The organism is Nakamurella sp. UYEF19 (assembly GCF_040546275.1).
Lineage (GTDB): Bacteria > Actinomycetota > Actinomycetes > Mycobacteriales > Nakamurellaceae > Nakamurella.
The window spans coordinates 1-25,565 of sequence record NZ_JBEPNO010000027.1; the positions used below are offsets into that span (position 1 = coordinate 1).

Genomic DNA, 25,565 nt, shown 5'->3' on the forward strand with positions numbered 1-25,565 from the left:
TAGGGCCTGAACCGGTAGGGCCTGAACCGGTAGGGCCTGAACCGGTAGGGCCTGAACCGGTAGGGCCTGAACCGGTAGGGCCTGAACCGGTAGGGCCTGAACCGGTAGGGGCTGAGCCGGCCCCTGGCGACTCGATGTCGGCTGACGTACCGGCTGGCGCTGTGCCGGAACCCGTCGAGGCCGACGCGGTGCACGGGGCGGTTGACGCCGCGGTCGGCGATGAGGTCCCGACCGACGCCGGGGACGACGCCCCGGTTGCCACTGAACCGCCGGTGCCTCCGGAGCCTCCGGAGCCGCCGGTGCCTCCGGAGCCGTCAGCGGCGCCGGTCCGTCATCGGCGCCGCGCAACCGACTCCGCCGACGACCACGCTCCGGCCGCTGTCCATACCCAGGTCCACGAAGCCGCGCACGTCCGGCCACCGCAGATCCCCTGGCCCAGCAAGCCCGACCTGCTGTCCGTCCAGCCCGACGGCGCGTCGACCACACCGGGCGGCTCGTCGACCACACCGGGCGGCTCGTCGACCACGCCGGGCGGCGGGGCAGCTGACGACCGGTCGGCCGCTCCGACGGAATCGCGTCCCACCTCCGGTTACGCGCACACGCGCCGGGTGCTGGTGCTGGGTGGCAGCGGGACGGTCGGAAGCGCGGTCGTCCGGGCGCTGGCCGCCCAGGGAGCCAGGGTGGCGGTGCACCACGCAAGCCGTGCCGCCGAGACCGACGAGCTCATCGAAACCCTCGACGGTGAAGGACATCTCAGCGTGTCCGCAGACCTCGCAGATGCCGATGCGGTCGGCGAGCTCGTCCGATTCGTCGATGCCAGTTTCGACGGTCTCGACGTCGTGATCAACGCGGCGTCGGCCGGCGACACCATCCGTCATGCGTCGATCATCGACAGCACCCTGTCCGAGTGGGCCGATGCCTGGACCGGGACCCTGACGGTCGACGTGTTGGGTGCAGCCACGACCGCACACGCTGCAGCAGCAGCTTTCATCGCGCGGGGACAAGGCGGTCGGATCATCCTGCTTGCCGCGCGGGGACGGCCATTCACCGGCGGTCGGGGCTCCGTCACCATTGCCACCGAACAGGCCGTCGCCGCGCTGGGCTCGGCCCTTGCGCTGGAACTGGCTCCCTACGGAGTCGGGGTGATGGTGGTCGGCTCCGGAGCGGCCGCAGCGTCGGGCTGGTCCCCGGAGGCCTTGGCCGAGACCGTGGCCTGGCTGGCGACCGGTCCGGCCTCCGCCCTCACCGGGGCCACGTTCAACATCGCGAGCTGAGCCGGCTCCGGTTCCGCCGGAGCCGACGGGCCAGCTTCCGCCGGAGCCGACGGGCCAGCTTCCGCCGGAGCCGGCGGGCCAGCTTCCGCCGGAGCCGACGGGCCAGCTTCCGCCGAAGCGGGCGGGCCAGCTTCCGCCGGAGCCGACGGGCCTGCTTCGGGCACAGCCGCGTCGAGCGCCGTGGTGTGACTGGGGGTATTCGCCCGAGTGGGAGCAGGTGGGCGCACGCGCCAGCCGGGATAGCGGCCGCCCGGCGGACGCAGCAGGCGGCGGAAACGGGCCAGCACGAGGGCCAGCAGCACTGCGACCACCACGCCCACCAGATCGACGACGACGTGCAGCTCGACGGTGTCGGCCATCGATTGATCGCTGCGGCCGAAAGCCTTGGCCAGCGTGACCAACACCAGGACGGAGTCGACGATCCACATCACCCAGAGGGCCGTCGAAAGCTTGGACATCTTCGGCCGGACCACCGCGGGCGGTAAGGCACCCGCCACCGGATCGGTCAGTGGGCCGTCGATCTCGGCCAGCACCACACCGAGGCCGAGCACGTTCCAGCCGGGGACCACCAGTCTGGCCAGTACCGACGGGGCCGTGCGGGCGGGAACCAGACCGACTCGACGCGCAGCAACGCCGTGCAGGCGGACGAGCACCGGCACGACAACGGCCGCAGTGATGACGGCGAGAACTGCGGCGGCCGCCGACGCCGTCGTGACCAGCCGATCGGAGGCGGACACCACCGGACCGGACAGGAACTCGGTCCGGCCGCGCAGGAGCAGGGTGTACCGCCAGATCTCGCCGCCGGCCGCGGCGACCGCCGCCAGCGCGGTCAATGCCGCAACCACCGCCCCCATCCGCAGGAGCGTCAGCGGCGGAGTGGTGTCAGGCGGCTCGGAGGCGGTGACACCTCGCCAGACGACGGGTGGAAACCCCCACCGCGGGTGCTGCCCGCGATAGGACGGCGGACCGTAGTAGGTCCGGCGACGCCCCGGCCGCGGCGGAGCGGTGACCGACACGCCCGGCGGCACCTGCGCCCGCCACCGCTGGACCGGCAGGGCGGCCGAGCAGTACACGCAGGTACGCACACCGCGAGGCAGAGGGGGTTGAGTCCGCGCGCACCGCACGCACCGCAGCCCCTGCTGGCCGTCGGGAAACTGGGCCGGCGGGAACTGGCCCGGCGGGAACTGGGCCGGCGGGACCTGCCTGGGCCGGAACTGACCAGCCGGGGATGGCGCCGGAGTCGGCGGCCAGCCGGGTGTCCAGGGCGGCGTGCTCACGTGCGCACCACTGACCGACCCGCTCAGATCACTTCGGGGGCGACGCCGGACTCGGAGACCAGCGGCAGACCGAGACCGGCCCAGACCGACATGCCGCCCGCGACGTTCACAGCCTCCCAGCCGTTGGCATTCAGGTATTGGGTGACTCGCTCGGAACGACCGCCGGAACGACAGATCACATACAGCGGCTCGGCCTCGGGTACGTCGGCCAGCCGCTCGGCCAACTCGGTCATCGGGACGTGGACGGCGTCGGGCGCGTGGCCCGCCTCCCATTCGTCGTTCTCCCGGACGTCGAGCAGCACTCGCTCGGCGGGCAGTTCGCTGATGGTGATCTCCTGGGCGCTCACGTCCTCCATCCTTGCACTGCCGCCGACCGGACCGACCGGGAGTGAGTTACTTGATCAACCTCGACATGCGTCGGTCGGCGAGTAGTTTGCCGCCGGTCTGGCACGTCGGGCAGTACTGGAACGACCGATCGGCGAACGACACCTCGGCCACCGTCCCGCCGCAGACCGGGCACGGCAGTCCGGTCCGGGCGTGGACGCGCAGACCTGTCCGCTTCTCCCCCTTCAGTCGCGCAGCGCCGGCCCCGACGGTCCGGGCGATGGCTCCGGAGAGCACCGAGACGATCGCTGAGTGCAGGGACTCCAGCACCGCACCGTCGAGTTTGCCGGCCGTCGCAAACGGCGAAATCTTTGCAGTGTGCAGGATCTCGTCCGAGTAGGCGTTGCCGATGCCGGCCAGCACGGTCTGGTCCGTGAGCACGTTCTTGATCCGCCCGGTGCGACCGGCGAGTGCCGATTTCAGGGCATCGAGCGTCAGGCCGGTGCCGTCGTCACCCATCGCATCCGGGCCCAGCCGGGCGATGCCCGGTACCTGACTCGGATCCGTGACGATCGCCGCGGCCACCGACTTCTTGGTGCCGGCCTCGGTGACGTCGAACCCGCCACCACCTTCGAACCGGACCCTCAATGCGATCGGCCCGCCCATCTTCGGCGGCACCGCTGAGATCTTGTCCGACCAGCGCAACCAGCCGGCGCGGGCCAGGTGCACCGTCAGATGCAGCGGCTGACCGTCGGGCTCGCCGTCGGGGACGGTGACCAGATCGAGGAACTTGCCATACCTCCCGCCCGCCACCAGCACCCGGCCGACGAGAGCGGAGGCCGGTGGGTCGTACGTGGTCAGCACGTTAAGCGACGCGACCGTGACGCCGACGATGTGCTGGCCGCCGGCATGCTCCGCGACGAACCCGGCGAGTGCGCTGACCTCGGGTAGCTCGGGCATGAGGGTCAGTGTGCCAGGGGTCACCGACATCACGGCTCGGGCCCATCAGCAACCAGCTGCGACGGCCGCCGCTTGGTCGCCCGCCCCCGGCGACCACAGGTTTGCCGACCTGGCAAGGTCTGCCCCTACTGGGCATGGCCCGCGGACGCTGCCAGGACCCGGCTGACCTTGCCAAGACGCTGCCAGGACCCGGCTGACCTTGCCAAGACGCCGCCAGGACCCGGCTGACCTTGCCAAGACGCCGCCAGGACCCGGCTGACCTTGCCAAGACGCCGCCTGACCCGGCGGAGACGCTCCCCGACCCTGCGCGGGGACGGAGGGATCGACCGGCTCGGATGGACCTGGCATTGTCGTCTCGGTGCGGGAACTCGAATTGGACGAGTCGACGGTGCTACGCGGTCGTGGCGTCGTCCTGCGAACCTGGCTGCCCGAGGACCTGGACGATCTGCTCGAGGCCTGCCAGGACCCGGAGATCCAGCGCTGGACCACTCTGCCCAGCCCCTACCTGCCCGAACACGCCGAAATGTTCCTCGATGCCTGCGCGCTGCGCTGGGTGCACGGGCTGGCGTCCTTCGCGATCCAGAACCGCTCCGAGACCGATCTGGTCGGGTCGATCGGGTTCGTCGGACTGCCGGAGGACGGTGTGGTCGAGGTTGGCTACTGGGTGGCTCCGACCGCGCGGGGTCGCGGCGTAGCGACCGCTGCGACCCGCCTGATCTGCGACTGGGCCTTCGACGAGCTGGATTTCAACCGGGTGGAGTGGCAGGCCTACGTCGGGAACGACGGCTCACGTCGGGTCGCCGAGCGCTGCGGGTTCCGCTTCGAGGGCACCCTGCGCGGACGGGGACACCAGCGCGGCACCCAGCACGACATCTGGATCGCGGGCCTACTCCGCGACGACGAACGTCCGGACATTCCCGACGCCGTGTAATGGGTCTCGCGGCTTCCAGGTGCACCGGATGCAAGGCGAAGAACGCAGCCGATGCCGCCGAGGGGTGTGCGGCCGGGGTCGAGAACGGCGAGGACGACAACGCCGCAGACGGTGTGACCTGGGAGCCGCGGTTACCAATCGGCGGGGCGGTAGTCCTTGAGGAAGCATCCGTAGAGGTCGGTCCCGGCCTCGCCCTGGACGATCGGGTCGTAGACGCGGGCGGCGCCGTCGACCAGGTCGAGCGGGGCGTGGAAGCCCTCCTCCGCCAGCCGCACCTTCGTGTAGTGCGGCCGCTCGTCGGTGATCCAGCCGGTGTCGACGGCCGTCATCAGGATGCCGTCGCTGAGCATTTCGCCCGCGCTGGTGCGCGTCAGCATGTTCAGGGCGGCCTTGGCCATGTTGGTGTGCGGGTGCCCGGCGCCTTTGTACCCGCGACTGAAGACGCCCTCCATCGCGGAGACGTTGACGATGTACTTCCGCCGCGCCGAGCTGGCCGCCATCGCCCCCCGCAACCGGCTGACCAGCAGGAACGGCGCTGTCATGTTGCACAGCTGCACCTCGAGCATCTCCAGCGCATCGACCTCGTCAACCCGTTGGGTCCAGCTGTTGACGGTGTGCAGGTCTGGCACCAACCCGCCGGCGTCGATGGCCCGGCCGAGCTCGACGAGTTCCGACGAGGCGGACCTGGCCACCAGGGCGAGCCGGGACAGCTCACCGCCGCGGAGCCCCTCGGGCAGGTGCGGCAGCGGATGCGAGGACAGGCTGCCGGCCAGCGCCAACGGATGCGCGTCGGAGATGTGGTCGAACGTCAGGAGGTCGGGCAGCGGGCCGTCCGGCAGCGGCTCGGATTCGGCGGCGGCCAACGGCGCATATGCGCCGGGACTGCGCCGGACGGTCTGAGCGGCGTTGTTGATCAGGATGTCCAGCGGCCCGGCTGCGGCCACCGAGTCGGCGAGGGCCACCACCTGGGCGGGGTCTCGCAGGTCGATGCCGACCACGCGGAGGCGGTGCAGCCAGTCGGCGCTGTCGGCCATCCCGGCGAAGCGGCGGACTGCGTCGTTGGGGAAGCGGGTGGTGATCGTGGTGTGCGCGCCGTCACGCAGCAGCCGCAGCGCGATGTACATGCCGATCTTGGCGCGGCCGCCGGTGAGCAGGGCGCGGCGGCCGGTCAGGTCGGTCCGGGCAGCGCGGTGGGACCGGTTCTCGGCCGCGCAGTCCGGGCAGAGCTGGTGGTAGAACGCGTCGACGTGCGTGTAGTCCTTCTTGCAGATGTAGCAGGGACGCGGCCGGACGAAGACGCCGGCCAGCGCGCCGGCGGTGGCCGAGACCAGCGGGACGCCCTCGGTCTCGTCGTCGATGCGCCCCGGTGAACCGGTGGCGGTCGCGGCCACCACCGCCTTGTCCAGCGCCGAGATGGCGTCCCGCCGTTCGGCCCGGCGCGCGTTCTTGACGCCCTTGAAGATCCGCGCCGTCGCCCGCCGGACGGCCACCGCGTCGGGGTGCTCGGGGGGCAGCGTTTCTGTCTGCGCGATGACCCGCAGGGCCAGTGCCAGCTCCGCCGGATCGATGGGGGTGGCTGGGTCGGCGCCCCGGCCGACGTCTAGGGCCGGGTCGGCGCTGGGCGCGTGGTTGGTCCGGCGCGGGTCGGGGCCGGGCGCGTGGTTACCCGGGCCGGGGTCGGTCGCAGCCGCGCCGCGTGCGTCAGGGGCGGGAACTGGGTCGGTCACCCGTCAACGATAGGCAGCTGACGGGCGTGCTCCGGACCAGCACGTGCCGCATCGGGGCCGCGCGCCCGACACTCCCCCGAACCCCGAGTTGCGGGGAGCATAATTCCGGCAACTCGGACTCGGGGCGGCATTACGCTCTCCGCTCGATCCCGGAACTCACCCGGCGCGCGCCGAACGCGTTACCTGCTGTCAGGGAGCTACGCGAGCACGGGCCCCAGCCACCGGACCTGTGCGCCGAGCCGACCGCGGTCAGCCGGCGGCCCGGACCAGGTCGACGCTCTCCAGTATCCGGAGCGGCGACCCGTCGGCGGCGATGTTGATCATCGCCGAGGCGAGTTGGTCACTGGCGATGACGTACTTCGGCGCCACCCTGGTGAGCACCGGGTAGACCCACCCGGTCAACCGGTACAGGTTGCGGTACAGGCGATTCTTGGTCCGGACGCCATGCATCGGCTGGATGTACCCGGGCCGCAGCGCATACCCGTGGAACGGCAGCGCGAGCACCGCGTTCTCCGTCTCTCCCTTGATCCTGGCCCACATCAGCCGGCCGTGCTCGGTGCTGTCGGTGCCCGCTCCGGAGATGTAGAGGAAGCGCATGTCGGGGTTGAGTTCGGCCAACTCGCGGCCGGCGGCCATCGTGATGAAGTAGGTCACCCGGCGGTAGGCGGGCTCCGTCATCCCGTTGGCCGAGACACCGAGGCAGAAGAAGCACGCGTCGAATCCGGTCAGCTCGGTGGAGAGCGAGCTGAAGTCCAGGAAGTCCTGGTGCACGACCTGCGTCACCTTCGGGTCGGCCACGTCCGCGTGGGATCGGCCGACCAGCAGGATCGCCGAGATCCGGTCGTCGAGCAGGCACTGGCGCAGTACGGACTGCCCCACCATGCCGGTCGCTCCGAAGATGACCACCCTCACTGCGCCGGTTCTCCCCGCTGTCATCCATGCCCACCAGCGCCCACTGGAGATCCGACCCTATCCGCCTGGCATCATCGGCCACCATGTTCCATCTGGCTTTCTACGCACCCTGCATCCCCGGGAACACCGGCAACGCGATCCGGACGGCGGCGGCGACCGGCGCGCACCTGCACCTGATCGAGCCGCTCGGGTTCGACCTGTCCGACGCCAAGCTGCGGCGGGCCGGTCTCGACTACCACGACCTGGCCTCGGTGACGGTGCACCCCGACCTCGACACGGCGTTCGACAGCTGGCCTGGTGCAAGGGTTTTCGCCTTTACGACCAAAGCGACCCAGATCTACTCGGACGTCGAGTACCGGGACACGGACGTGTTGATGTTCGGACCGGAACCCACCGGGCTGCCGGACGAGGTCCTCGAGGACTCGCGCATCACCGCGCAGCTACGGATCCCGATGCTGGCCGGCCGCCGCTCGCTCAATCTCTCCAATGCGGCCTCGATCGCCGTCTACGAGGCATGGCGGCAGCACGGGTTCGAACAGGGAGCACGATGACCAGCGTGCCTGACGAACAGCAGATGCCGGACATCACCGCGGCAGTCGGTGACCACACCTTGGTCCTGCCGATGCTGAACGGCCTGCAGCATGTCGATCGTCTGGTCGAGAGGTTCGGCCGGGAGCGGGTTCTCGGCGGCGTGTGCGTGGTTTCCGTGACGCTGGAAGAACAGTCGCGATGACGACGATTTCAACGCCATCGACCGGGCTCTGCAGGGAGCCGGCTTCACTGCGAAACCGGTCGACCGCATCCTGCCGGCGATGTGGCAGAAGTGGGTGATGCTGGCCTCTGTCGGCGCTCACAACTGCCTCATGCGCGGGAGTGTGGGCGACATCGTCGCCGCAACAGGTGGTCTCGCCTTCGCCGATGCCCTGCCGGCCGAGACGGCTGCGGTCGCAACCACCTCCGGCTACCTGCTGCGCGAGACCGGCCGGCAGTTGATCGCCACCTGGATGACCACCCCGGGATCGGCGTTCAGCTCCTCTCGATGTACCGCGATGTGCAGGCCGGCGTACCGCGATGTACAGGCCGGCGTACCGCGATCTGCGGGCCGGCCGGCATGACGAGCGACGGGGATCACGGCGGCATCCAGGACTGGTGCCTGCAACGACCCACCCGGCAGCGGGGGGTCTCCGAATTACTTGGCAGAATCTGTTGCCGGAACCATTGGTTGACCCCACGAGCGCCCCCCGGTGCGCCGCGGAAGAAGGAGTCCTTCCCATGTCGTTGCTCGCACCCGCCAAGACCCGTACCAGGGTGACACCGCAGCCGTCGGCCGGCGTCTGGCCGGGGCTGTTCGACGTGTCCAACTCACCGATCCACGGAGCCATCGCCAAGCGGCTGACCAAGGCCGCCGTCAAGAAGCTGCCGATCACGCTGCAGTTCCCGGACGGTCGCACCTGGGGCGCCGGCGGGCCCGTGCTGCAGGTCGTCAACCCGGCGTCATTCTTCCGTCGCCTCGGCACGGAGGGCCTGATCGGTTTCGGCGAGGCGTGGATGACCGGCGACATCACCACCGGCGGTTGGGGTTCGTCCCGTCCGGCCGCCAAGTTCGACGCCGCCGAGCTCAACGCCGCGACCGACGAACTGGCCGCCGTGCTGACCGTCATGGCGAAGCGGATGTCCGTCCTGATCCCCGGTTCCGCGCAGAAGTTGCGCAGGGCCTGGCAGACCAGGCCGCCGAAGGAGGAAGAGAACACCCTCACCGGGTCGAAGGAGAACATCCACCGGCACTACGACCTGTCCAATGATCTGTTCAGGACGTTCCTCGACGAGACGATGACGTATTCGTCTGCCTGGTACGAGTTCGGTGACGATCACGCCACCGACCTGGAGAAGGCCCAGCTGCGGAAGATCGACGGGATCCTGGATCTGGCCCGGGTCCGGCCGGACACCCACATCCTGGAGATCGGCTCCGGCTGGGGTGCGCTGGCCATCCGCGCGGCGTCCGAGCGCGGGGTGCGGGTCACCACCCTCACCCTGTCCGAGGAGCAGAAGGCTCTCGCCGACCAGCGCATCAAGGCGGCCGGCCTCGCACACCTCATCGAGGTGCGACTCGAGGACTACCGTGCGCATGCCGCGACCCACGTCGGGAAGTACGACGCGGTGGTCAGCGTCGAGATGATCGAGGCGGTCGGCGAGAAGTACTGGCCCGACTACTTCGGGTCGATCGACCGGATGCTGGTCCCGGGCGGACGCCTCGGACTGCAGGCGATCACCATCGCGCACGATCGACTGCTGGAGACCCGCAACGGCTACACCTGGGTGCACAAGTATGTGTTCCCGGGTGGCATCCTCCCGTCGCTGACGGCCATCGACGAGGTGCTGGCCGCCGGCACGTCCCTCCGGGTGCAGGAGAGTCGCCGGCTCGGGCTGTCCTACGTCCCGACCCTCGAGCAGTGGCGTCACCGCTTCAACGCGGAGCTTCCGAAGATCGCCGAGCTCGGCTTCGACGACACCTTCATCCGGATGTGGAACTTCTACCTCGCCTACTCGCAGGCCGGATTCGCCGCGGAGTACCTCGACGACTGGCAGCTGGGCATCGGTCGACCGTAGGCATTGCTGCCCACCGGATCGATCGGCGGCAAGGTATCCACCGGTCTCGAGGCGGCGACAGCCAGGCGCTCATGGTTCCTGGGCAGCCTTTGTCCTGTCGCGTTCTGCCCGCTGCGCTGGGTATGCTGTGGCGTTCCGTGTTGAGATGGATGGGCCATTCGCCCTGAACCCGTCCGAACGGGTGATTTTTGCCCGATTGAAGGCTGAGGGCCCATCACCGTCGGTTTGCTATCGAACCACCTGGTGCACCCTGATCGGGGGGACCGCATGGCCGCCGGAATGTCCGACAGGAGGTTGGAATGACGACGAACGACGAGCGCGACCGGCACTCCGGCCGGTCTGCGGAATTGCAGCGTCTGCTGGACGAAGCAATGGGTGTCACGGCCACCACCACGGCTGACGCGAGTGCCGCGACCGAACTGCCCGCTGTTGACGATGCTCCCGCCGCGGCCGAACTTCCCGTCGCCGCCGAACTCCCCGCCGCTGACGAGGCTCCCGACCCCGCCGAGCCGACCTCCAGGTCACACCCGATCCCGGTATCACCGGCCAGGGCGGCCCAGCGCGCCCGGTGGCGTGCAAAGGTCTCAGAGGCCGATGGCGCCCTTCCCCGTGGCCTGAATTCGACCATCGTCACCCGCGGGATGAGTCTGGCGGCGCAGTCCGCGAGAGTCACCGCACCCGTCGTGACGACACTGAATACCCCCGTCGTTGGTGCAGCCGGTGCCCCCGCCACGGCAGCTGCCCCCGCGGCAGCCGAAGCCGGAGCGGGTGGGCCCGACTACCCCATGAAGGTCGCTCGCGAGGCGATCCTGGCCGAGTCGTCACACCGGGACGCGTCAGAATCGGACTCGTCCCAGGTGGCATCGCAGTCGACCCCGTCCGCCCTGCCACGGCGTCGCACTCAGCGCAAGGCGCTGCTGCTGGCCGGTGGCGTCGCCGCCGCCGTGGTCGCGATCGTCGCGATCACCGTCGGCGGACGCCTGGGCACCAGTCCGGCCACCGCTGATGTCGGTCCTGCGTCGCAGGTCGCGTTGGTGCAGATCACCGGAGCGGACGGCGAGGTCACCCAGGTCACGGTCACCGCTCCCACGAGCACGGTCGGGGGGCGTCTGGTCGCGCTCGTCACCGGCGCCGACGGGTCCGTCCAGCAGCTGCCCGTGGTCAATCTGGTCAACACCACGCAGACTTCTCCCACCGTCTCGACGATCTCCGGTGCTGTCACCACGGGATCCCCGGAGCAGACGGCCTCCAGCACGCGGCTCGACATCGCCGGGACCTCCAAGAGTTCAGCCGGTTCCACGGTCTCGACGGGCACCTCAGCCTCGACCCGTTCGCCGTCCACCGGTGCGCCGAGCAACGGCTCGACGGGGACCGCCCCGGGAAACGACGACACCGCGACGGTGGTCGTCGGGACGTCGAAGTTGACCGGTTGGGTCCTGCTCACCACACCGTCGTCCAGGGTCGGCTCCGTCCCCACCGGGCACGCCGACCCGGTCGGCCCGCTCGCACCGTCCGGTCCGACCAGCGCCGGGCGCACGACGAGGACGACCGCCACCACGGCGCCGCCCGTGGGGTCGCCGGGCGGCGGTGGCAACACCGGCGGCGGATCCAATCAGCCGGGCGGTTCGGGTCAGCCGGGCGGTTCGGGCGGTTCGGGCGGTTCGGGCAGCTCCTCGTCATCCCCTGGCGCTCCGGTGGGTGGGCCCGGTACAACCAGCCGAACCACGACCATCCGCCCGACGAGTGCACCGGCAACGGTGATGACGGAGCCTGCGACCACCGAACCCCAGACGTCGACCATGGGCACCACCACGCCCGACGTGCCGACGACCGATCCGGAAACGACTGCGGCAAGCTGCCTGTCGATCTCGGTTCCAAGCGTCCCGGTGGTCGGTGGCGTGCTTCCCACCGCGATCACCATCGTCTGCCCCTGAGGTCCTGCCCGCGGCAGTCGGCGTGTCTCAGTGGGCCGGGCGACCCAGCGGCACCAGTCGGAACCCGGCAGCGGCCGCCGCGGCCGGATCGATCATCCCGCGGCCGTCCACGATGGTCCGGCCCGTCATGCCCTCGGCCGTCTTGACCAGATCGAGCTCGGAGAAGATCGGCCATTCGGTGAGCACGACCAGCACCTCTGCTCCGGCCACGGCAGAATAGGCGTCGGGCACGACCGTCACGTCCGGTCGGTCCTTGCCGGCCTTCACATCGACGGAGATCGCCGGGTCGTAGCCGCGGAGTACCGCACCCTCGGCGGCGAGCCGGCCGGCCACCGCGAGAGCGGGTGAGTCACGGAGATCGTCGGTGCCGGCCTTGAACGTCAGGCCCCACAACGCGACGACGACACCGTCGAGCGAGCCACCGGCCGCGGCCCGCACCTTGTCGGCCACCCGGTCCTGCGCCTGGTCGTTGGAGACCGTCGTCGCTTCCAGCAGCGGGAACTGGACGTGGTGATCGGCCGCGATGGTGGCTAGTGCCCTGGTGTCCTTGGGGAAACAGGACCCACCCCAGCCCGGGCCGGTGCGCAGGAACTTCGGCCCGATCCGCTCGTCGAACCCCATGCCATTGGCGATCTCGGCCACGTCGGCGCCGACCGTCTCGGCCAGCGCGCCGATGGAATTGATGAAGGAGAGCTTCATCGCCAGGAAGGCGTTGGAGGCGTACTTGATGAGCTCCGACGACTCGGGAGAGGTGACCACCGAGGGCGCCCCGAAGGCCGCGTACAGCTCGGCGACCGCCTCGGCGGCGACGCGGTCGGTGGAACCGACCACGATGCGGTCCGGGTTCATGAAGTTGCGGACCGCAGTGCCCTCCTGCAGGAATTCCGGATTCGACACGACGGCGATGTCAGGCCGGGCGACGGTCGCGGTGATGTCGTGGGCGGTGCCGACCGGCACGGTGGACTTGGTGACCAGGATGGCTCCGGGATCCAGCACCGGGCCGATCTCGGCGACCACGTTGTGGACGATGCGCAGATCGGCGCGGCCGTCACCGCCGTCAGGGGTCGGGAGGCACAGGAAGATGTACCTGGAACCCTTCGCCGCCGCCGTTGCGCCATGGACGAACGTGAGTCTGCCGGAGGCGATGCCCTTTGCGACCATCTCGTCGAGCCCCGGCTCCAGGATCGGCACCTCCCCGCGACTCAGCGCCGCGACCTTGGTGGCGTCGCTGTCCCCGCAGACCACATCGTGACCGAGACTGGCCAGACAGGCGCCCGAGGTGAGCCCGACGTAGCCGCTGCCGATCACTGCGATGCGGCCGTCCGCCATGGATGCTCCTTCTTTTCTCCGGTGGTCCGTGGGGTTGGTCAGCCCGCCGGAGCCATGCCGAACGGGGTTGACAGCAAAAATGGATCGTACGCTAGAGCCCATGTCGATCCCCTTCTCACGACGCCTTGGCACCTCGGGTCTCGCTGTTTCCACCACCGGCCTCGGCTGCAACAACCTCGGTCGGGCCGGCACCGCCACCGCCGACGTCAGCGGCAGCCGAGCTGTCGTCGATGCCGCGCTGGAGGCCGGCGTCACCCTCTTCGACGTCGCCGACATCTACGGCGCCCGGCCGGGTCTGAGCGAGGAGATGCTCGGCGAGGTCCTCGGCGACCGGCGCGACCAGGTGGTACTGGCCACGAAGTTCGGGATGAACGCGAAAGGCGCGAATGGCCGTGACGACGGCGCCCGGGGGTCGCGCCGGTACGTCCGTCAGGCGGTCGAGGGCTCCTTGCGCCGACTGCGGACCGACTGGATCGACCTGTACCAGCTGCACGAACCGGATCCGCTGACGCCGGTCGCCGAAACGCTGTCCGCGCTGGACGACCTGGTCAGGGCAGGAAAGGTGCGCTACATCGGCCACTCGAACTTCACCGGCTGGCAACTGGCCGACGCCGCCTGGCTGGCCCGCGAAGCCGGCACGATCCCGTTCATCTCCGCCCAGAACGAGTACTCGCTGCTGCACCGCGACATCGAGGCGGAGCTGATCCCGGCGGCCGACCACTTCGGGGTCGGGGTGCTGCCGTTCTTCCCGCTGGCCAACGGGTTGCTGACCGGGAAGTTCAGCCGTCGTCAGGCGCCGCCGGCGGGCACCCGACTCACGGACCTCAAGCCGGCCCTGCTGCAGTCGGCGCCGTGGGAGTCCCTCGAGAGGCTCGAGACTTTCGCCGCTGCAAGGGATTTGACCATGGTCGAGGTCGCCTTCGGATGGTTGCTGTCCCGCCCGGCGGTGGCCTCGGTAATCGCCGGCGCCACTTCCGCCGCCCAGATCACGGCCAATGCCGCGGCTGCGGTGCGGTGGGCTCCTGACCAGGTGGAGCTGGACGAGATCGACGCCATCTTCACCCCGCCGGTGCCACTCGGGTACCGCTGAGGAGCCACTCGGTACCGCTGAAGAGCTGCTCGGCGTACCACTGAGAAGCCACTCGGGGACCGCTCAGATGCCACTCGAGTGTCGCTGAGTAGTAGGTCGCTGACGGCCTGTGCGCGGTCCGGACGGCGAGCGAGGTCATCTTCCTCGCGTAGCCTTCGACTTTCGCCGCGACACGCTGTGGATCCGCTGCCGATGGATCCAGTGTCTGTGTCGCGGCTGACCTGGAGGGGACCACATGGCTCGACATCGCGGGACACCGAGAAATCGCTGGAGCCGGAAGGTCGTCGCCGTCCTGGCTGCCCTGCTGATGACGGTCGGCGGTGTGTCGGCCTCTGCCTCGACCTCCGGGGTGACGGCTGTGCGCGCTGCCGCCCAGTCCCCGATCGTCCTGTTCGCCGGTCAGAAAGTGGACCCCGGTGGCCGGCTGACCTCGCCGAACAGGTTCGTCAGCCTGCGGATGCAGCTCGACGGAAACCTGGTGCTGGTGGCCGGCGGCCACGTCATGTGGTACTCGAAAACGGCCGGTCGGGGCAACTACCTGCAGATGGACGCGAACGGCAACGTCGGCGTCTTCAGTCCGGCCCGGCGGCAACTCTGGTCGACGCGCACCAGCGGACGGTCGAACATGCTCCTGGTTGGCAACGACGGGAATCTGACCGTTCGGGTGCCCGGCGGACGCGTGCTCTGGAACCTGAACACCAAGGCGGCCGAACTGGACGCCGGCAACGCGATGTACGGCAGGCAGTTCCTGACGGGCCGCGGCGGCGAGGCCCTCACCATGCAGTCGGACGGCAATCTGGTGCTGCGTCGCGGCGGGGCGGCGATCTGGAACTCACGGACCTACGGTCATCCGGGCGGCTTCGTCCAGGTGCAGGGCGACGGCAACCTGGTCGTCTACGGCGCCGACCGACGGCCGCTCTGGCACACCGGCGGCGCCGGTGCCGGTGCCCGTCTGGCCGTCCAGTCGACCGGCAACCTCGAGCTGCGGACCGCGAAGGGGGCGCTGGTCTGGCAGACCAACACGCCCAAGGTGCAGACCGCGGCGCAGCTCGCCGCGCAGCTGATCGGGATGTGGGGCGGGAAGGTGACCGGTCTGCCGGGTGCCTACAGCGACCTGCTCGCCACCAGCCGGAACCAGACCATCACCAACGGCGACTCGTGCGGGCGGACAGTCCGCGTCGACATCCGGCTGGTCCGGTTCCTGGTCCAGCTGACCGCGAACTACAAGATCAAGATCAACAACATCATCACCGGTCACGGCTGCGACGGCGCCCAGCACCCGAAGGGCCGAGCCACCGATCTGGCCACCGCCACCAGTCTGACCACCGGAGCCAGCACCAGCTTCGGCGGCATCTCCGGGCCGAACAACCTCGAGATGGACCGGCTCTTCGTCAACTACATCTCGACGATCCTGCCCACCGGTTCGGGGATCGGCCAGCGCAACTGCGCCGGTCAGTCATCCGCGCGGCCCCGCCCCGGGATCCAGTTCTTCGCCGACGCCTGCAACCACCAGCACGTGCAGTTCTCCGCCTGACGCGCCGGGTCCGAGTGCTGGGCCGGTCTCGCGCCGGTCGGCGAGAGCGCGCATCAGGAGTTGGGCAGCAGGGCGGGGAACGGCGCGGTGTTCAAGGGGGCAACCTCGCCGTCAGGCTGCAACGTGCCCATCCAGACCGATACCTGCTGCAGATTCAGGTTGCTGGGCCGCCGGGAGATGACGCTCTCCCACCGCGAGAAGATCACCTTCGCCAGCGGTTTGGTGGAATCGATGGGCTTGCTCCAGGTCACCGCGTCGGGGAAGAACGCCACCACGGTGATCGGCCCGCTGCCGGTCCAGGCGGCTTTGATCTGGGCCATCGAGGACAGGCTCGGCTGCTGGATCGACACCACCTTGTCGGAGCAGAGTTCCTGCAGCGCAGGCAATGCCGAGCCCATGATCGGGTACGGGCCCGCCTGCACGATCAGCCCGTCACCGGCCAGGTTGCAGATCTGGTTGACGAGGTCGTACTCGCCGATGCCCTCCCGGGAGTCGAACATCTTCCCCCAGGTGGTCGCCGGCTGGATCAGCAGCGCGACCATGACGACCACCCCGAGCCAGCGGAACCGTGGGAGCTTCATGATCACCGCCCGGAACGCGAAGACCGCGCCGATCGCAGTCGCCGGGATGACGACCGGCAGCAACCGCCGGAGTGCCCAGATCTGGTCTGGCGTGATCGCGATCTTGTTCAGGTAGACGAGGCCGACGAGCACCGGGATCGTCCACACGACGAGCAGCTTCGGGTCCCGTTTGCGACAGAACTGCACGGCGATCACCACCGCGCCGATCAGCGCAGCGACCACCATCGTCCAGCTGAGATACCAGGCCAGCCAGGAGACCGTCATCTCGTCGTAGCTGCGGGTGCCGTCGATGGCAAGTCCCTCGGACTTCTGCCGGGCCGCGACCGCGCCGACGTAGTCGCCCCCGTCGCGGTTCTTGACGAAGTGCTGCATCAGCCACAGCGGACGGGTCACCATCGCGAGGCAGGCCAGGGCGACCACCACCCCGGAGATGATGGTCACCAGTTTGCGATGACCCGACACCCAGACCGCCGCCGGCAGCGTGAACTTCCGCAGCAGGCTCAGGCCGATGCCGATGATCAGGATGACGGGCATCGCGGCGAGCACCGGGTACAGCTCGCCGGCCAGCCCCTTCAGGTACTTCGGGCTGTGCACGTAGAGGTCGAGCCACCCGAGGGCCGCGGTCGGCAGCGCGCCCCAGGCGAAGACGAGCATCGCCATCCGGCCCTCGCGGCGGCGGAGAGCCGACACCGGAGCGATGGCCAGCAGACCGAGGGCGGCGAGCCCGGCGACCATCGTCAGGCCGCCGTCGATGCGGGCGATCATGGTGGCGCCGGCGAAGGCACCGGCCAGGGCGAACAGACGGGTGCTGCGGCGGTCGATCGCGACCCACAGGGCGACCATCATCCCGCAGACAAAGATCAGCGCTGTGGGCTCGGTGTACGGCATGCGGGAGAAGGCGGCGAGCGGCATCGTCACGGCCAGCAGCAGCATCGGGGCCAGCCCCCAGAGCGGGCCGAGGATGCGACGCGACAGCGCGTAGACCGACAGCAGCGCGAGCGCGCCGATCGCGACGTTGCCCGTCATGACGCCGGCGGTGCCGTGCACCCAACCGAACACGGCCAGCAGACCCGGTAGCAGGTCGTTGCCCTGGATGTGGTTGACGGCCCCGGAGTTGCCCATCAGGAAGTCCGTCAGGACGCCGGGCACCTGGGCGGCGAATCCGGGCAGCGCCGGATCGAGGATGACGTCGGGATTCGTGTGGTTGACCAGGTACAGCGCCGACAGCGTGTACTGCGCCGGATCGCGGTCCAGCCCGATCATCTCGGCCGTGTAGCCGCGCTGGACGACGTACCAGACCATCGTCATCAGGAGTGCGGTGCCGGCCCCGGCCACGGCGGCCCGGTTGACCTGCGGCGACTGCGGCACCATCCGCCAGGTCACGATCAAGGCGACGACGGCCGCCGGGAAGACGAGGAGGGGCCGGAACTGGTCGACGAGCAGGGTGACCGAGACGACGACGGAGACCATGAGGAACCAGGTCATCAACCGGTCGGGCAGGGAGACGAGCGCCCCTGCCAACTGCTTGCCGGTGGGTGACCAGCGCTTCTTCGGGGGTGCTTTCGGCCCGGTGGTCACCACAGCGGTCGCCATCTGGTCAACTCTTTCGTCGGCATCGTCTCCTGGCCAAAATGCCTTCCCAGCCTGTGCAACAGCTGAGGAAAGCGGCCGGGCAACGAACCGGTGACGGCGGCCGTCTGCACGGCCGACCCGTCACCGCAGGTCAGGATGTTCCGCTCATCCTATCGGCGACTCACCCGCGCGGGTGGGCGGATGAGTGCAGGAGCCGGATCTTAGAGACGATCATCACCCCTGTCGCAGCCGCCCCTGCGACTGTCAGGCCGGGTACGGGACCGCGGTGGCGGCCTGGAAGGTCACTGTTTCTGCGACCGTCAGGCCTGGTGCGGGTACGGGACCGCGGTGGCGGCCTGGAAGGTTTCTTTGATTGATCTCGGCGACGTCCAGCGCATCAGGTTGGCCGCGGAGCCGGCCTTGTCGTTGGTGCCGGACGCGCGGGCTCCGCCGAACGGCTGCTGCCCGACGACGGCTCCGGTGGGCTTGTCATTGATGTAGAAATTGCCTGCCGTAAAGCGCAGGGCGTCAGTGGCCTGAGCGACCGCGACCCGGTCGCGGGCAATGATCGATCCGGTCAGTGCGTACGGCGAGGCCGAATCGACCCGCTTCAGCACGTTCGCAAAATCGGCATCCTCGTAGACATGGACCGACAGGATCGGTCCGAAGTATTCGTTGCAGAAGATCTCGTCGGCCGGGTCGCTGCCGAGCAAGAGCGTCGGCCGGACGAAGTAGCCGACGCTGTCGTCATAGGTACCGCCCGCGATCACGTCGATCGAGTCGATAGCGTGCGCACGGTCCAGGGCCGCCTTGAGCCGCCCGAACGAGCGGTCGTCGATGACAGCCGAGGTGAAGTTCGAGTAGTCCTCGACGGAACCGATGGTGAGCGCATCGGTCTCGGCGATCAGCTGGTCCTTGAGCTTGGGCCAGAGCGAGGCCGGCACGTACGAACGTGAGGCAGCCGAACACTTCTGGCCGCTGTACTCGAATGCCCCACGGACCATGGCGGTGCGCAACACGTCGACGTCGGCCGAGGAGTGGGCGACGATGAAGTCCTTGCCGCCCGTCTCGCCGACCAGGCGCGGGTAGCTGCGGTAGTTCGCTATGTTCCTGCCGATGCCCTTCCACAGATCCTGGAAAACCCTGGTGGAGCCGGTGAAGTGGACGCCGGCCAGATTGCGATCTGCCAGTAGCACATCGGAGATCTCCGGACCGTAGCCCGGCAGCATGTTGATGACGCCGGCCGGAAGACCCGCCTCCGTCAGGAGATCCATCGTCAGAGAGGCCGCAAGTTGTTGCGTGGTAGAGGGTTTCCAGATGACGACGTTACCCATCAATGCGACAGCGGTCGGTAGGTTGCCGGCGATCGCAGTGAAGTTGAACGGCGTAATCGCGTAGACGAAGCCCTCGAGCGGGCGGTGGTCGGTGCGGTTCCAGATGCCCTTGGAGTTGGCCATCGGCTGCTCGGCCAGGATCTGGCGGGCGAAATGGACGTTGAAGCGCCAGAAGTCGGCGAGCTCGCAGGCCGAGTCGATCTCCGCCTGGTAGGCGGTCTTGGCCTGGCCCAGCATGGTGGCGGCGTTGATGCGGGCACGCCACGGGCCGGTCAGCAGATCTGCTGCGCGCAGGATGATTGCCGCGCGGTCGTCGAACGACAGCGCCCGCCAACCTGGCGCCGCGTCGGCTGCGGCCTTGATGGCATCGGCCGCGTCGACCTGGGTGGAGTTGGCCGAGGTGGCCAGCACCCGCTGGTGGTCGAACGGCGCGACGACCTCGAAGTCCTCGCCAGCGGGCTTGCGGGTCTTGCCGCCGATGACGACACCCAGCTCGAGCGGGCCGCTGAACGACTTCAGTGCCGCCGTCAGCCGCTCCCGCTCTGCGCTGCCGGGGGCGTAGTCGAGCACGGTCTCGTTGATCGGCAGCGGCGGGTGGGTGACGGCGTCCATGTTCTATCTGTCTCCTCAGACGAGTGGCGGTGCAGAACTGCGGGGTTAACGGGCGGGGCAGGGCTTGCGTCCTGCAAAGTGCTTGCTATAGCGATCACTTTGCAGGACGCAAGCGCGACGCAAGCACGACGCAAGCGGGTCAGGAGCGGGTCAGCAGGGCGCGGACGAAGAACAGCAGGTTGGCCGGGCGCTCGGCGAGCCGGCGGGTGAAGTAGCCGTACCAGTCGGATCCATAAGGAACGTAGATCCGGACGGTGCGGCCGGCGGCCCGCAGCTTGCGCTGTTCGTCCGGACGGATGCCGAACAGCATCTGGTGCTCGTAGCTGTCGGCCGTCCGGCCGTTGTCTGCGGCGAGCTTGGTGGCGATCTCGATCATGCGCGGGTCGTGCGAGCCGACCATCGGGTAGCCCTCGCCCTGCATCAGGATCTTCAATGCGCGGACGTAGGCACGGTCGACGTCCTCCGGCCCCTGGAAGGCGACCGTCGACGGCTCGTCGTAGGCGCCCTTGACCAGCCGGACGCGGGATCCGGGGCCGGTCAGGGCGAGCAGGTCATTCGGGGTCCGTTTGAGCATCGCCTGGATCGCGACGCCGACGTCGAGGTGGTCCTCGCGCAGCGCCTTCAGTACCCGCAGCGTGGAGTCGACGGTGGTGTGATCCTCCATGTCCAGGTTGACCCTTGCCCCCGCGCCGTAGGCGGCGTCCGCGATCTTCCGGGCGCTGCGGAGCGCGTACTCCTCGCCATCGGTGCTGGTCAGGGCCTGCCCGACGGCGGACAGCTTGACCGACATCTCCGCACCCTCGGCGACGCCGGCCTTGGCGAGCGCGTCGATCAGCTCGAGGTAGGCGGACACGGTGGCATCGGCCTGGGCGGTGTCGGTGGTGTTCTCGCCCAGGTGGTCCATCGTCACCTGGAGGCCCGCGGCGCGGAGGTCCTTGACTGCCGCGACGGCGTCCCGGGTGGCCTCGCCGGCGACGAACCTCTTGACCACCGAGCGGGTGATCGGCAGTCGGGTGGTGAGGTCACGGACGCCGGTGCTGGCCGAGAGGGCCAGGATCGGCTTGCGGAGCAGGAACATCGGGATTGCCTCTCGAGGAAAGTACCGGCTGACGGTCCCCACTAGTGCGCTAATCGGGCGACTGTACGATTAGACTACGACAAAGATGCGTCCGGGGCCAGCGTGCGCTCGGTCACCGGACAGGAGGAATCGTGAAGCCCCAATCCGGTCCGTCCGACGGGGAACACGCCCTTCGGAAGAACCCCACCGCCGCGACAAGACGGCAGCCGCCCGCAGTCCGTCGCAAGATGCTGCTGGACGCCGCACGGGGAGTCATCGCCGAACGCGGATTGCACGCCACCACGGTTCGCGATGTGGCCGCAGCGGGGGGGGTGGCCGTCGGGACGGTGACCTATCACTTCGCCAGCATGGAAGAGGTGCTGGCCGGGGTGCTCGAGAACGAGATGGAGACGTACTCCGCGCAGATCTGGGCCAGGGCCGCGGCCGGCCCCAACGGCCTCGCCGGGTTGACCGTGCTGATTGACGGGCTGATGGCCTCCGACCAGCGGGCGCACGAGCACTGGAAGTTGTGGCTGGACTTCTGGGCGCTGGCCGCGCACTTCCCGCAGTACTCGACCTGGCAGTCGCAGGTCTACCGCGACCTGCACGAACTCACCGAGGAACTACTGGACCGCGGCCGGCGGGACGGGTCGCTGCTGGTCACCAACCCGGCCGACGAAGCGGTCGAACTCATCGCCCTGCTCGACGGCCTGGTCGTGCAGGCCTATCTACCCGAGTCACGCCTGAGTCCGCGCCGCGCCCGCGCCATGCTCCACCACTACGTCCAGGCCACGATGGTTGCGCGCTGAGCGCTGGTCCGCCGGAGCCGCCCAGCCGCGGCCGCCCCGCCGGAGTTGCCCACCAGGAGTTGCCCAGCCGAAGTTGCCCAGCCGAAGTTGCCCAGCCGAAGTTGCCCAGCCGCAGTTGCGGGGAGCAAAAGTCCAACTGCCGCCCGAAATGTCGGAATTATGATCTCCGCTCGGCTGCCCGACAGGACCGCAGAACCGGCCGAACGGGTGGACAGGTTCAGGGGCGGCGCACGACCTGGGTCAGACTGGCGCGGAGGGCGGCCGGGTCGGGCAGGCCGGCGAACATCTCCGCGTCGACAGCTCTTGCGATCGCGATCGAAGCCTTGACCGCATCGCGGCCCGGCACGGTGACCGAGAGGCGGTAGGCGCGGCCGTCACCGGCGTCCGGCGTGCGGCGTGCGGCGTGCGGCGTGCGGCGTGCGGGCGATCAGGCCACGGGCCAACAGCGTCCGGACGATCTTGCTCGTCATCATCCGATCGACAACGGCGAAGTCGGCCACCTCCTGCTGGGTGGGGGCACCGTCGGTGCGGCCGAGCCAACTGGTCGACGCGAGCACGTCGAACTGGGTGTGGGTCGGACCGAGCGGGCGCAACCGGGTGTCCATCTCGCGGCGCCAGGCCAACGCGGCGAGGCGCAGCCAGTGAAGTTCCGCGCCCAGGCGCCGCCGGCAAACCATGCGTTGGTCCCGACCGCCCTCGACCGCGCTCATGAACGTGCAGGTTCTGGGGCGGGTGGGGTGGAAATCGACCCGATCATGAGCGCCGACGAAGTTGATAAGCGCGGCGGGGGTGCGGCGGCGAAGTTGATAAGCGCGGCGGGGGTGCGGCGGCGAGCGGGGTCAGAAGCCCATGACGGGGTGCGGGGTGTACGGCTCCTCGAGGCGGCGGATCTCGTCGTCGGACAGGGTGACGTCGACAGCGGCGATGGCGTCCTCGAGGTGCTGCATCTTGGTCGCACCGACGATCGGCGCCGAGATGACGGGGTTGGCCAGCACCCAGGCCAGCGCGATCTGTGCCCGGGACAGCCCGCGCTCCGCGGCGATCTCGGCCACCCGGTCGACGACGATCCGGTCCGAGGCGGCGGTGTCGTAGAGGGTCTTGCCGAAGTTGTCGGTCTCCGAGCGGGAGGTCGTGGTGTCCCAGTCCCTGGTCAGCTTGCCGCGCGCCAGCGGGCTCCACGGGATGACCCCGATGCCCTGGTCGACGCAGAGCGGGTACATCTCCCGCTCCTCCTCGCGGTTGAGCAGGTTGTAGTGGTCCTGCATGGTCGAGAACCGCACCCAGCCGTTGGCATCGGCCGTGTAGAGCGCCTTGCTGAACTGCCACGCGAACATCGACGACGCCCCGAGGTAGAGCGCCTTCCCGGCCTTGACCACGTCGTGCAGGGCCTCGATGGTCTCCTCGATCGGCGTCAGCGGGTCCCAGCGGTGGATCTGGTAGAGGTCGACGTAGTCGGTGCCCAGCCGGCGCAGGCTCGCGTCGATCGACGACATGATCGCCTTGCGGGACAGCCCGCCGCCGTTGGGTCCGGGGGCCATGACGCCGTGCACCTTGGTCGCGATGACGAGCGCGTCCCGGTCGCCGTAGTCGTGCAGTGCGCGCCCGACGATCTCCTCGCTGGACCCGGCCGAGTACACGTTCGCGGTGTCGAAGAAGTTGATGCCGGCCTCGACCGCGGCCCTGATGAAGGGGCGGCTCTCTTCTTCGCCCATGGTCCATTCGTGGTTGCCGCGGCCCGATTCGCCGTAGCTCATGCAGCCGAGGCAGATCCGCGAGACGTCGAGGCCGGTCGATCCGAGTTTGGTGTATTCCATGGCTCAATCCTGCTCCTGGCCGGCGTCGGACGTGACCGCGGCCGGGCTATCAACCTCATCCCCCTCGTCCGCATCGAGCTCGGCGGCGGTGGGTACCTCACCGGATCGGTCTGTCATCCAGCGACGCAGGGCCAGCGTGGCCAGCACGTCGTCCTCGTTGTAGCGCAGGATCCGGTCGGCCATCGCGCGGTCCACCGGGTCGATCGGACCGCCGTGCTCGATCTGGAGTCCTTCCGGCACGACGGTCGCGGAAACGGACCCGACAGCTTCTCGGTACCAGGCCATCGAGTTCTCGCCACCGGGTTCCGGATCGCGCCAGGAGAAGCCAGCGATCGGGGCGAGGGATTTGAGCTTCATCGAGCCCGGAACGATGAATTGATCGCGGATCTCCTGGTAGATGTCCACCCATTGCGAGGACGCACAGAACTCCGAGATCTCCTTCACCTCGGGCATTCCCGAGACATCCGGATAACGAACAGGGGTGGACCGGAGCCAGCGTTCCTCGGCCGACCGCGAATAGCAGTAGGCCGCGAAGGTCAGCCCGTTGGAGGCTGCGGCGGTGCGCAGATCGGTCAGGTAGCGCCAGAACTCGGCGAACGCCCGGCCCTCGTCTGCATCCGGGAGGGCACGCCAGGTGACGAACGCCCGGTACCCCGCTGTCAGTCCGAGCGATTCCACCCCCGGCCCGGTGAGATACGTCCCCCAGAGGTAGGCGCCGTCCTCCAGGAACGACTCCATGTCGACGTCCAGTTCCAGATCGGCGCGGGTGACGCCGACCCGTCCGGTCCGCCGCACCAGCTGACGACCGGACAACCAGGCCCTGGCGCGTACCCGCGCGGTCGACGGGGCGAGGCCCGTCAGCGGGAGTGCGGCAGCCACCTCCCGGTCGAGGACGGCCAGTTCGTCGACCGTCCGGACGCCGGCCGCATGCATCGCATCGACGTCCCCACCCGCGACGATCAGCGAGATGTCCCTGGTGGCCAGCAGTTCGGCCGAGCACACCGGCCACCACGAACAGCGCCGGCACTCACCGATGCGCGACGGCTGCGCGAGCGCCGGTTCACCGGTGGCGGCGGCGGTGGCCACCGCGAGCCGATCGGCGAACCGGCGGTCGTAGTCGTCAAGGACGGACCGGCCCGTCGCCGAGGCAGGCGCCGCGTCCAGCGTGTGCCACAGGATGGTGGTGCCGTCGCCACCGCCGCGGCCGATCACTCCCCCGACGGCCGATGCACCGGCCAGCCCCAGATCGGCGAGCAGTCTGTGGTGATGGGCCAGCGCCAGCGTGTCGGCCGCCTGGGAACGGGCCTTGCGGCGGCCGTCGACAGCAGCGTCCAGTGGCCGGTCCAGGTCGGAGGTCATGGCGCCGCTGCCGGGGTCGGTGGTGCGGTGCGAGCGGATGATCACCGGGCGGTAGCCGTCACCCACCCGGACCAACAGATCCGGTGCACCGAAACGCATCTCGCTCCGCAGGAAAGGCTCGAGAACCGCTGGGGGGCGCACCGGTGATGTCCGGTCCCACGACGCGCCGTCGACCGCCTGCAGTACCTCGCCCAGCACCGCGAGAACCTGCGAACGGTGGGTTGCTCCGTCGGCCAGGCGCAGGCGCAGTCCGTCGTCGACCGCCGCCTGCTCCGACCGGACGGCCGACGGGTCGGCGTCCAGGTGCACCCGACGCCGGCAGCGCCCAGCGGCGGCCGGGCCCAGTCTGACCGGCGAGAGATGCCGCGCCGGGGTGGCGGGAGACCCGGCGGCGTCCGATCCGGTGACAGTCATCGACTCCAGCGTAGGAGGCCCGGCTGGGTTCCGTGCACCACCGGCTCTACGCTGGGCACAACCACACCGTCGGCTCACACGGCGGCCGCGGCCGGTGCGACGACGGGAGACGCG

22 protein-coding genes and 1 pseudogene are annotated in these 25,565 nt (G+C 69.4%); 10 read left to right on the forward strand and 13 right to left on the reverse strand.

The genetic code is table 11. The features are described from left to right. Positions 1–134: 134 nt before the first annotated feature. Positions 135–1,109, forward strand: a pseudogene (locus ABIB25_RS24635) (SDR family NAD(P)-dependent oxidoreductase); the annotation flags it as partial. Between the two features lie 20 nt (positions 1,110–1,129). Here ABIB25_RS24635 and ABIB25_RS24640 read toward each other — a convergent pair. The 3 genes from ABIB25_RS24640 to ABIB25_RS24650 form a co-directional block, all read right to left on the reverse strand. Further along, positions 1,130–2,359: a DUF4328 domain-containing protein gene (locus ABIB25_RS24640; RefSeq protein ID WP_354531178.1), complete on the reverse strand. Its 1,230-nt coding sequence runs from the start codon at positions 2,357–2,359 to the stop codon at positions 1,130–1,132. A 215-nt stretch (positions 2,360–2,574) separates the two neighbouring features. Continuing rightward, positions 2,575–2,907 carry a rhodanese-like domain-containing protein gene (locus tag ABIB25_RS24645; protein ID WP_354531179.1) on the reverse strand — a complete coding sequence of 111 codons (333 nt, stop codon included), beginning with the start codon at positions 2,905–2,907 and terminating at the stop codon, positions 2,575–2,577. A 37-nt stretch (positions 2,908–2,944) separates the two neighbouring features. Further along, on the reverse strand, positions 2,945–3,835 hold the full coding sequence (locus tag ABIB25_RS24650) for an Fpg/Nei family DNA glycosylase (RefSeq protein WP_354531180.1): 891 nt from the start codon (positions 3,833–3,835) through the stop codon (positions 2,945–2,947). 358 nt (positions 3,836–4,193) lie between these two features. On the opposite strand from ABIB25_RS24650, the gene ABIB25_RS24655 reads away from it, so the two are divergent. Next, entirely contained in the window at positions 4,194–4,766 is a 573-nt protein-coding gene (locus ABIB25_RS24655) for a GNAT family N-acetyltransferase (protein ID WP_354531181.1), read from the forward strand. A gap of 131 nt (positions 4,767–4,897) precedes the next feature. Here the strand turns inward: ABIB25_RS24655 and ABIB25_RS24660 are convergent, their stop codons facing one another. After that, positions 4,898–6,334: an SDR family NAD(P)-dependent oxidoreductase gene (locus tag ABIB25_RS24660; RefSeq protein ID WP_354531245.1), complete on the reverse strand. Its 1,437-nt coding sequence runs from the start codon at positions 6,332–6,334 to the stop codon at positions 4,898–4,900. A 408-nt stretch (positions 6,335–6,742) separates the two neighbouring features. Then, positions 6,743–7,429: an NAD(P)H-binding protein gene (locus ABIB25_RS24665; RefSeq protein WP_354531182.1), complete on the reverse strand. Its 687-nt coding sequence runs from the start codon at positions 7,427–7,429 to the stop codon at positions 6,743–6,745. 59 nt (positions 7,430–7,488) lie between these two features. Here ABIB25_RS24665 and ABIB25_RS24670 point away from each other — a divergent pair, with 59 nt between their 5' ends. The 5 genes from ABIB25_RS24670 to ABIB25_RS24690 all read left to right on the forward strand — a co-directional run bounded on the left by ABIB25_RS24670 (position 7,489) and on the right by ABIB25_RS24690 (position 11,946). Continuing rightward, a complete protein-coding gene (locus ABIB25_RS24670; RefSeq protein ID WP_354531183.1) occupies positions 7,489–7,956 on the forward strand; it encodes a tRNA (cytidine(34)-2'-O)-methyltransferase in 468 nt (155 codons plus the stop codon). Beyond that, complete coding sequence (locus ABIB25_RS24675) at positions 7,953–8,138, forward strand: 2-dehydropantoate 2-reductase N-terminal domain-containing protein (RefSeq protein ID WP_354531184.1); 186 nt, start codon at positions 7,953–7,955, stop codon at positions 8,136–8,138. The genes ABIB25_RS24670 and ABIB25_RS24675 overlap by 4 nt, the downstream gene beginning before the upstream one ends. 79 nt (positions 8,139–8,217) lie before the next feature. Then, positions 8,218–8,520 (forward strand): ketopantoate reductase C-terminal domain-containing protein, encoded by a 303-nt coding sequence (locus ABIB25_RS24680; RefSeq protein ID WP_354531185.1) that lies wholly within the window; start codon positions 8,218–8,220, stop codon positions 8,518–8,520. Positions 8,521–8,677: 157 nt separating this feature from the next. Then, positions 8,678–10,012 (forward strand): class I SAM-dependent methyltransferase, encoded by a 1,335-nt coding sequence (locus ABIB25_RS24685; RefSeq protein WP_354531186.1) that lies wholly within the window; start codon positions 8,678–8,680, stop codon positions 10,010–10,012. 299 nt (positions 10,013–10,311) lie between these two features. Then, on the forward strand, positions 10,312–11,946 hold the full coding sequence (locus ABIB25_RS24690) for a hypothetical protein (protein WP_354531187.1): 1,635 nt from the start codon (positions 10,312–10,314) through the stop codon (positions 11,944–11,946). Between the two features lie 27 nt (positions 11,947–11,973). On the opposite strand, the gene ABIB25_RS24695 is transcribed toward ABIB25_RS24690, so the two are convergent. Then, entirely contained in the window at positions 11,974–13,275 is a 1,302-nt protein-coding gene (locus tag ABIB25_RS24695) for a UDP-glucose dehydrogenase family protein (RefSeq protein WP_354531188.1), read from the reverse strand. 100 nt (positions 13,276–13,375) lie between these two features. Here ABIB25_RS24695 and ABIB25_RS24700 point away from each other — a divergent pair, with 100 nt between their 5' ends. Next, entirely contained in the window at positions 13,376–14,365 is a 990-nt protein-coding gene (locus ABIB25_RS24700; protein WP_354531189.1) for an aldo/keto reductase, read from the forward strand. A gap of 235 nt (positions 14,366–14,600) precedes the next feature. Next, on the forward strand, positions 14,601–15,899 hold the full coding sequence (locus ABIB25_RS24705; RefSeq protein WP_354531190.1) for a hypothetical protein: 1,299 nt from the start codon (positions 14,601–14,603) through the stop codon (positions 15,897–15,899). 53 nt (positions 15,900–15,952) lie between these two features. On the opposite strand, the gene ABIB25_RS24710 is transcribed toward ABIB25_RS24705, so the two are convergent. The 3 genes from ABIB25_RS24710 to ABIB25_RS24720 form a co-directional block, all read right to left on the reverse strand. Continuing rightward, positions 15,953–18,073, reverse strand: a complete 2,121-nt coding sequence (locus ABIB25_RS24710; RefSeq protein WP_354531191.1) for a glycosyltransferase family 39 protein — start codon at positions 18,071–18,073, stop codon at positions 15,953–15,955. Positions 18,074–18,372: 299 nt separating this feature from the next. Beyond that, the gene (gene pruA / locus ABIB25_RS24715) at positions 18,373–19,998 is read right to left on the reverse strand and encodes an L-glutamate gamma-semialdehyde dehydrogenase (RefSeq protein ID WP_354531192.1); all 1,626 of its coding nucleotides are present in this window, start codon (positions 19,996–19,998) and stop codon (positions 18,373–18,375) included. Between the two features lie 139 nt (positions 19,999–20,137). Beyond that, complete coding sequence (locus tag ABIB25_RS24720; RefSeq protein ID WP_354531246.1) at positions 20,138–21,070, reverse strand: proline dehydrogenase family protein; 933 nt, start codon at positions 21,068–21,070, stop codon at positions 20,138–20,140. Between the two features lie 137 nt (positions 21,071–21,207). Here ABIB25_RS24720 and ABIB25_RS24725 point away from each other — a divergent pair, with 137 nt between their 5' ends. Continuing rightward, positions 21,208–21,864: a TetR/AcrR family transcriptional regulator gene (locus ABIB25_RS24725; RefSeq protein ID WP_354531193.1), complete on the forward strand. Its 657-nt coding sequence runs from the start codon at positions 21,208–21,210 to the stop codon at positions 21,862–21,864. A gap of 217 nt (positions 21,865–22,081) precedes the next feature. Here the strand turns inward: ABIB25_RS24725 and ABIB25_RS24730 are convergent, their stop codons facing one another. The 4 genes from ABIB25_RS24730 to ABIB25_RS24745 all read right to left on the reverse strand — a co-directional run bounded on the left by ABIB25_RS24730 (position 22,082) and on the right by ABIB25_RS24745 (position 25,451). Beyond that, positions 22,082–22,210, reverse strand: coding sequence for a hypothetical protein (locus ABIB25_RS24730; RefSeq protein WP_354531194.1), 129 nt, complete (start codon positions 22,208–22,210; stop codon positions 22,082–22,084). Positions 22,211–22,238: 28 nt separating this feature from the next. Then, positions 22,239–22,574: a MarR family winged helix-turn-helix transcriptional regulator gene (locus tag ABIB25_RS24735; protein WP_354531195.1), complete on the reverse strand. Its 336-nt coding sequence runs from the start codon at positions 22,572–22,574 to the stop codon at positions 22,239–22,241. A 129-nt stretch (positions 22,575–22,703) separates the two neighbouring features. Further along, the gene (locus ABIB25_RS24740) at positions 22,704–23,678 is read right to left on the reverse strand and encodes an aldo/keto reductase (RefSeq protein WP_354531196.1); all 975 of its coding nucleotides are present in this window, start codon (positions 23,676–23,678) and stop codon (positions 22,704–22,706) included. Between the two features lie 3 nt (positions 23,679–23,681). Then, a complete protein-coding gene (locus tag ABIB25_RS24745; RefSeq protein WP_354531197.1) occupies positions 23,682–25,451 on the reverse strand; it encodes a TM0106 family RecB-like putative nuclease in 1,770 nt (589 codons plus the stop codon). Positions 25,452–25,565 lie beyond the last annotated feature (114 nt).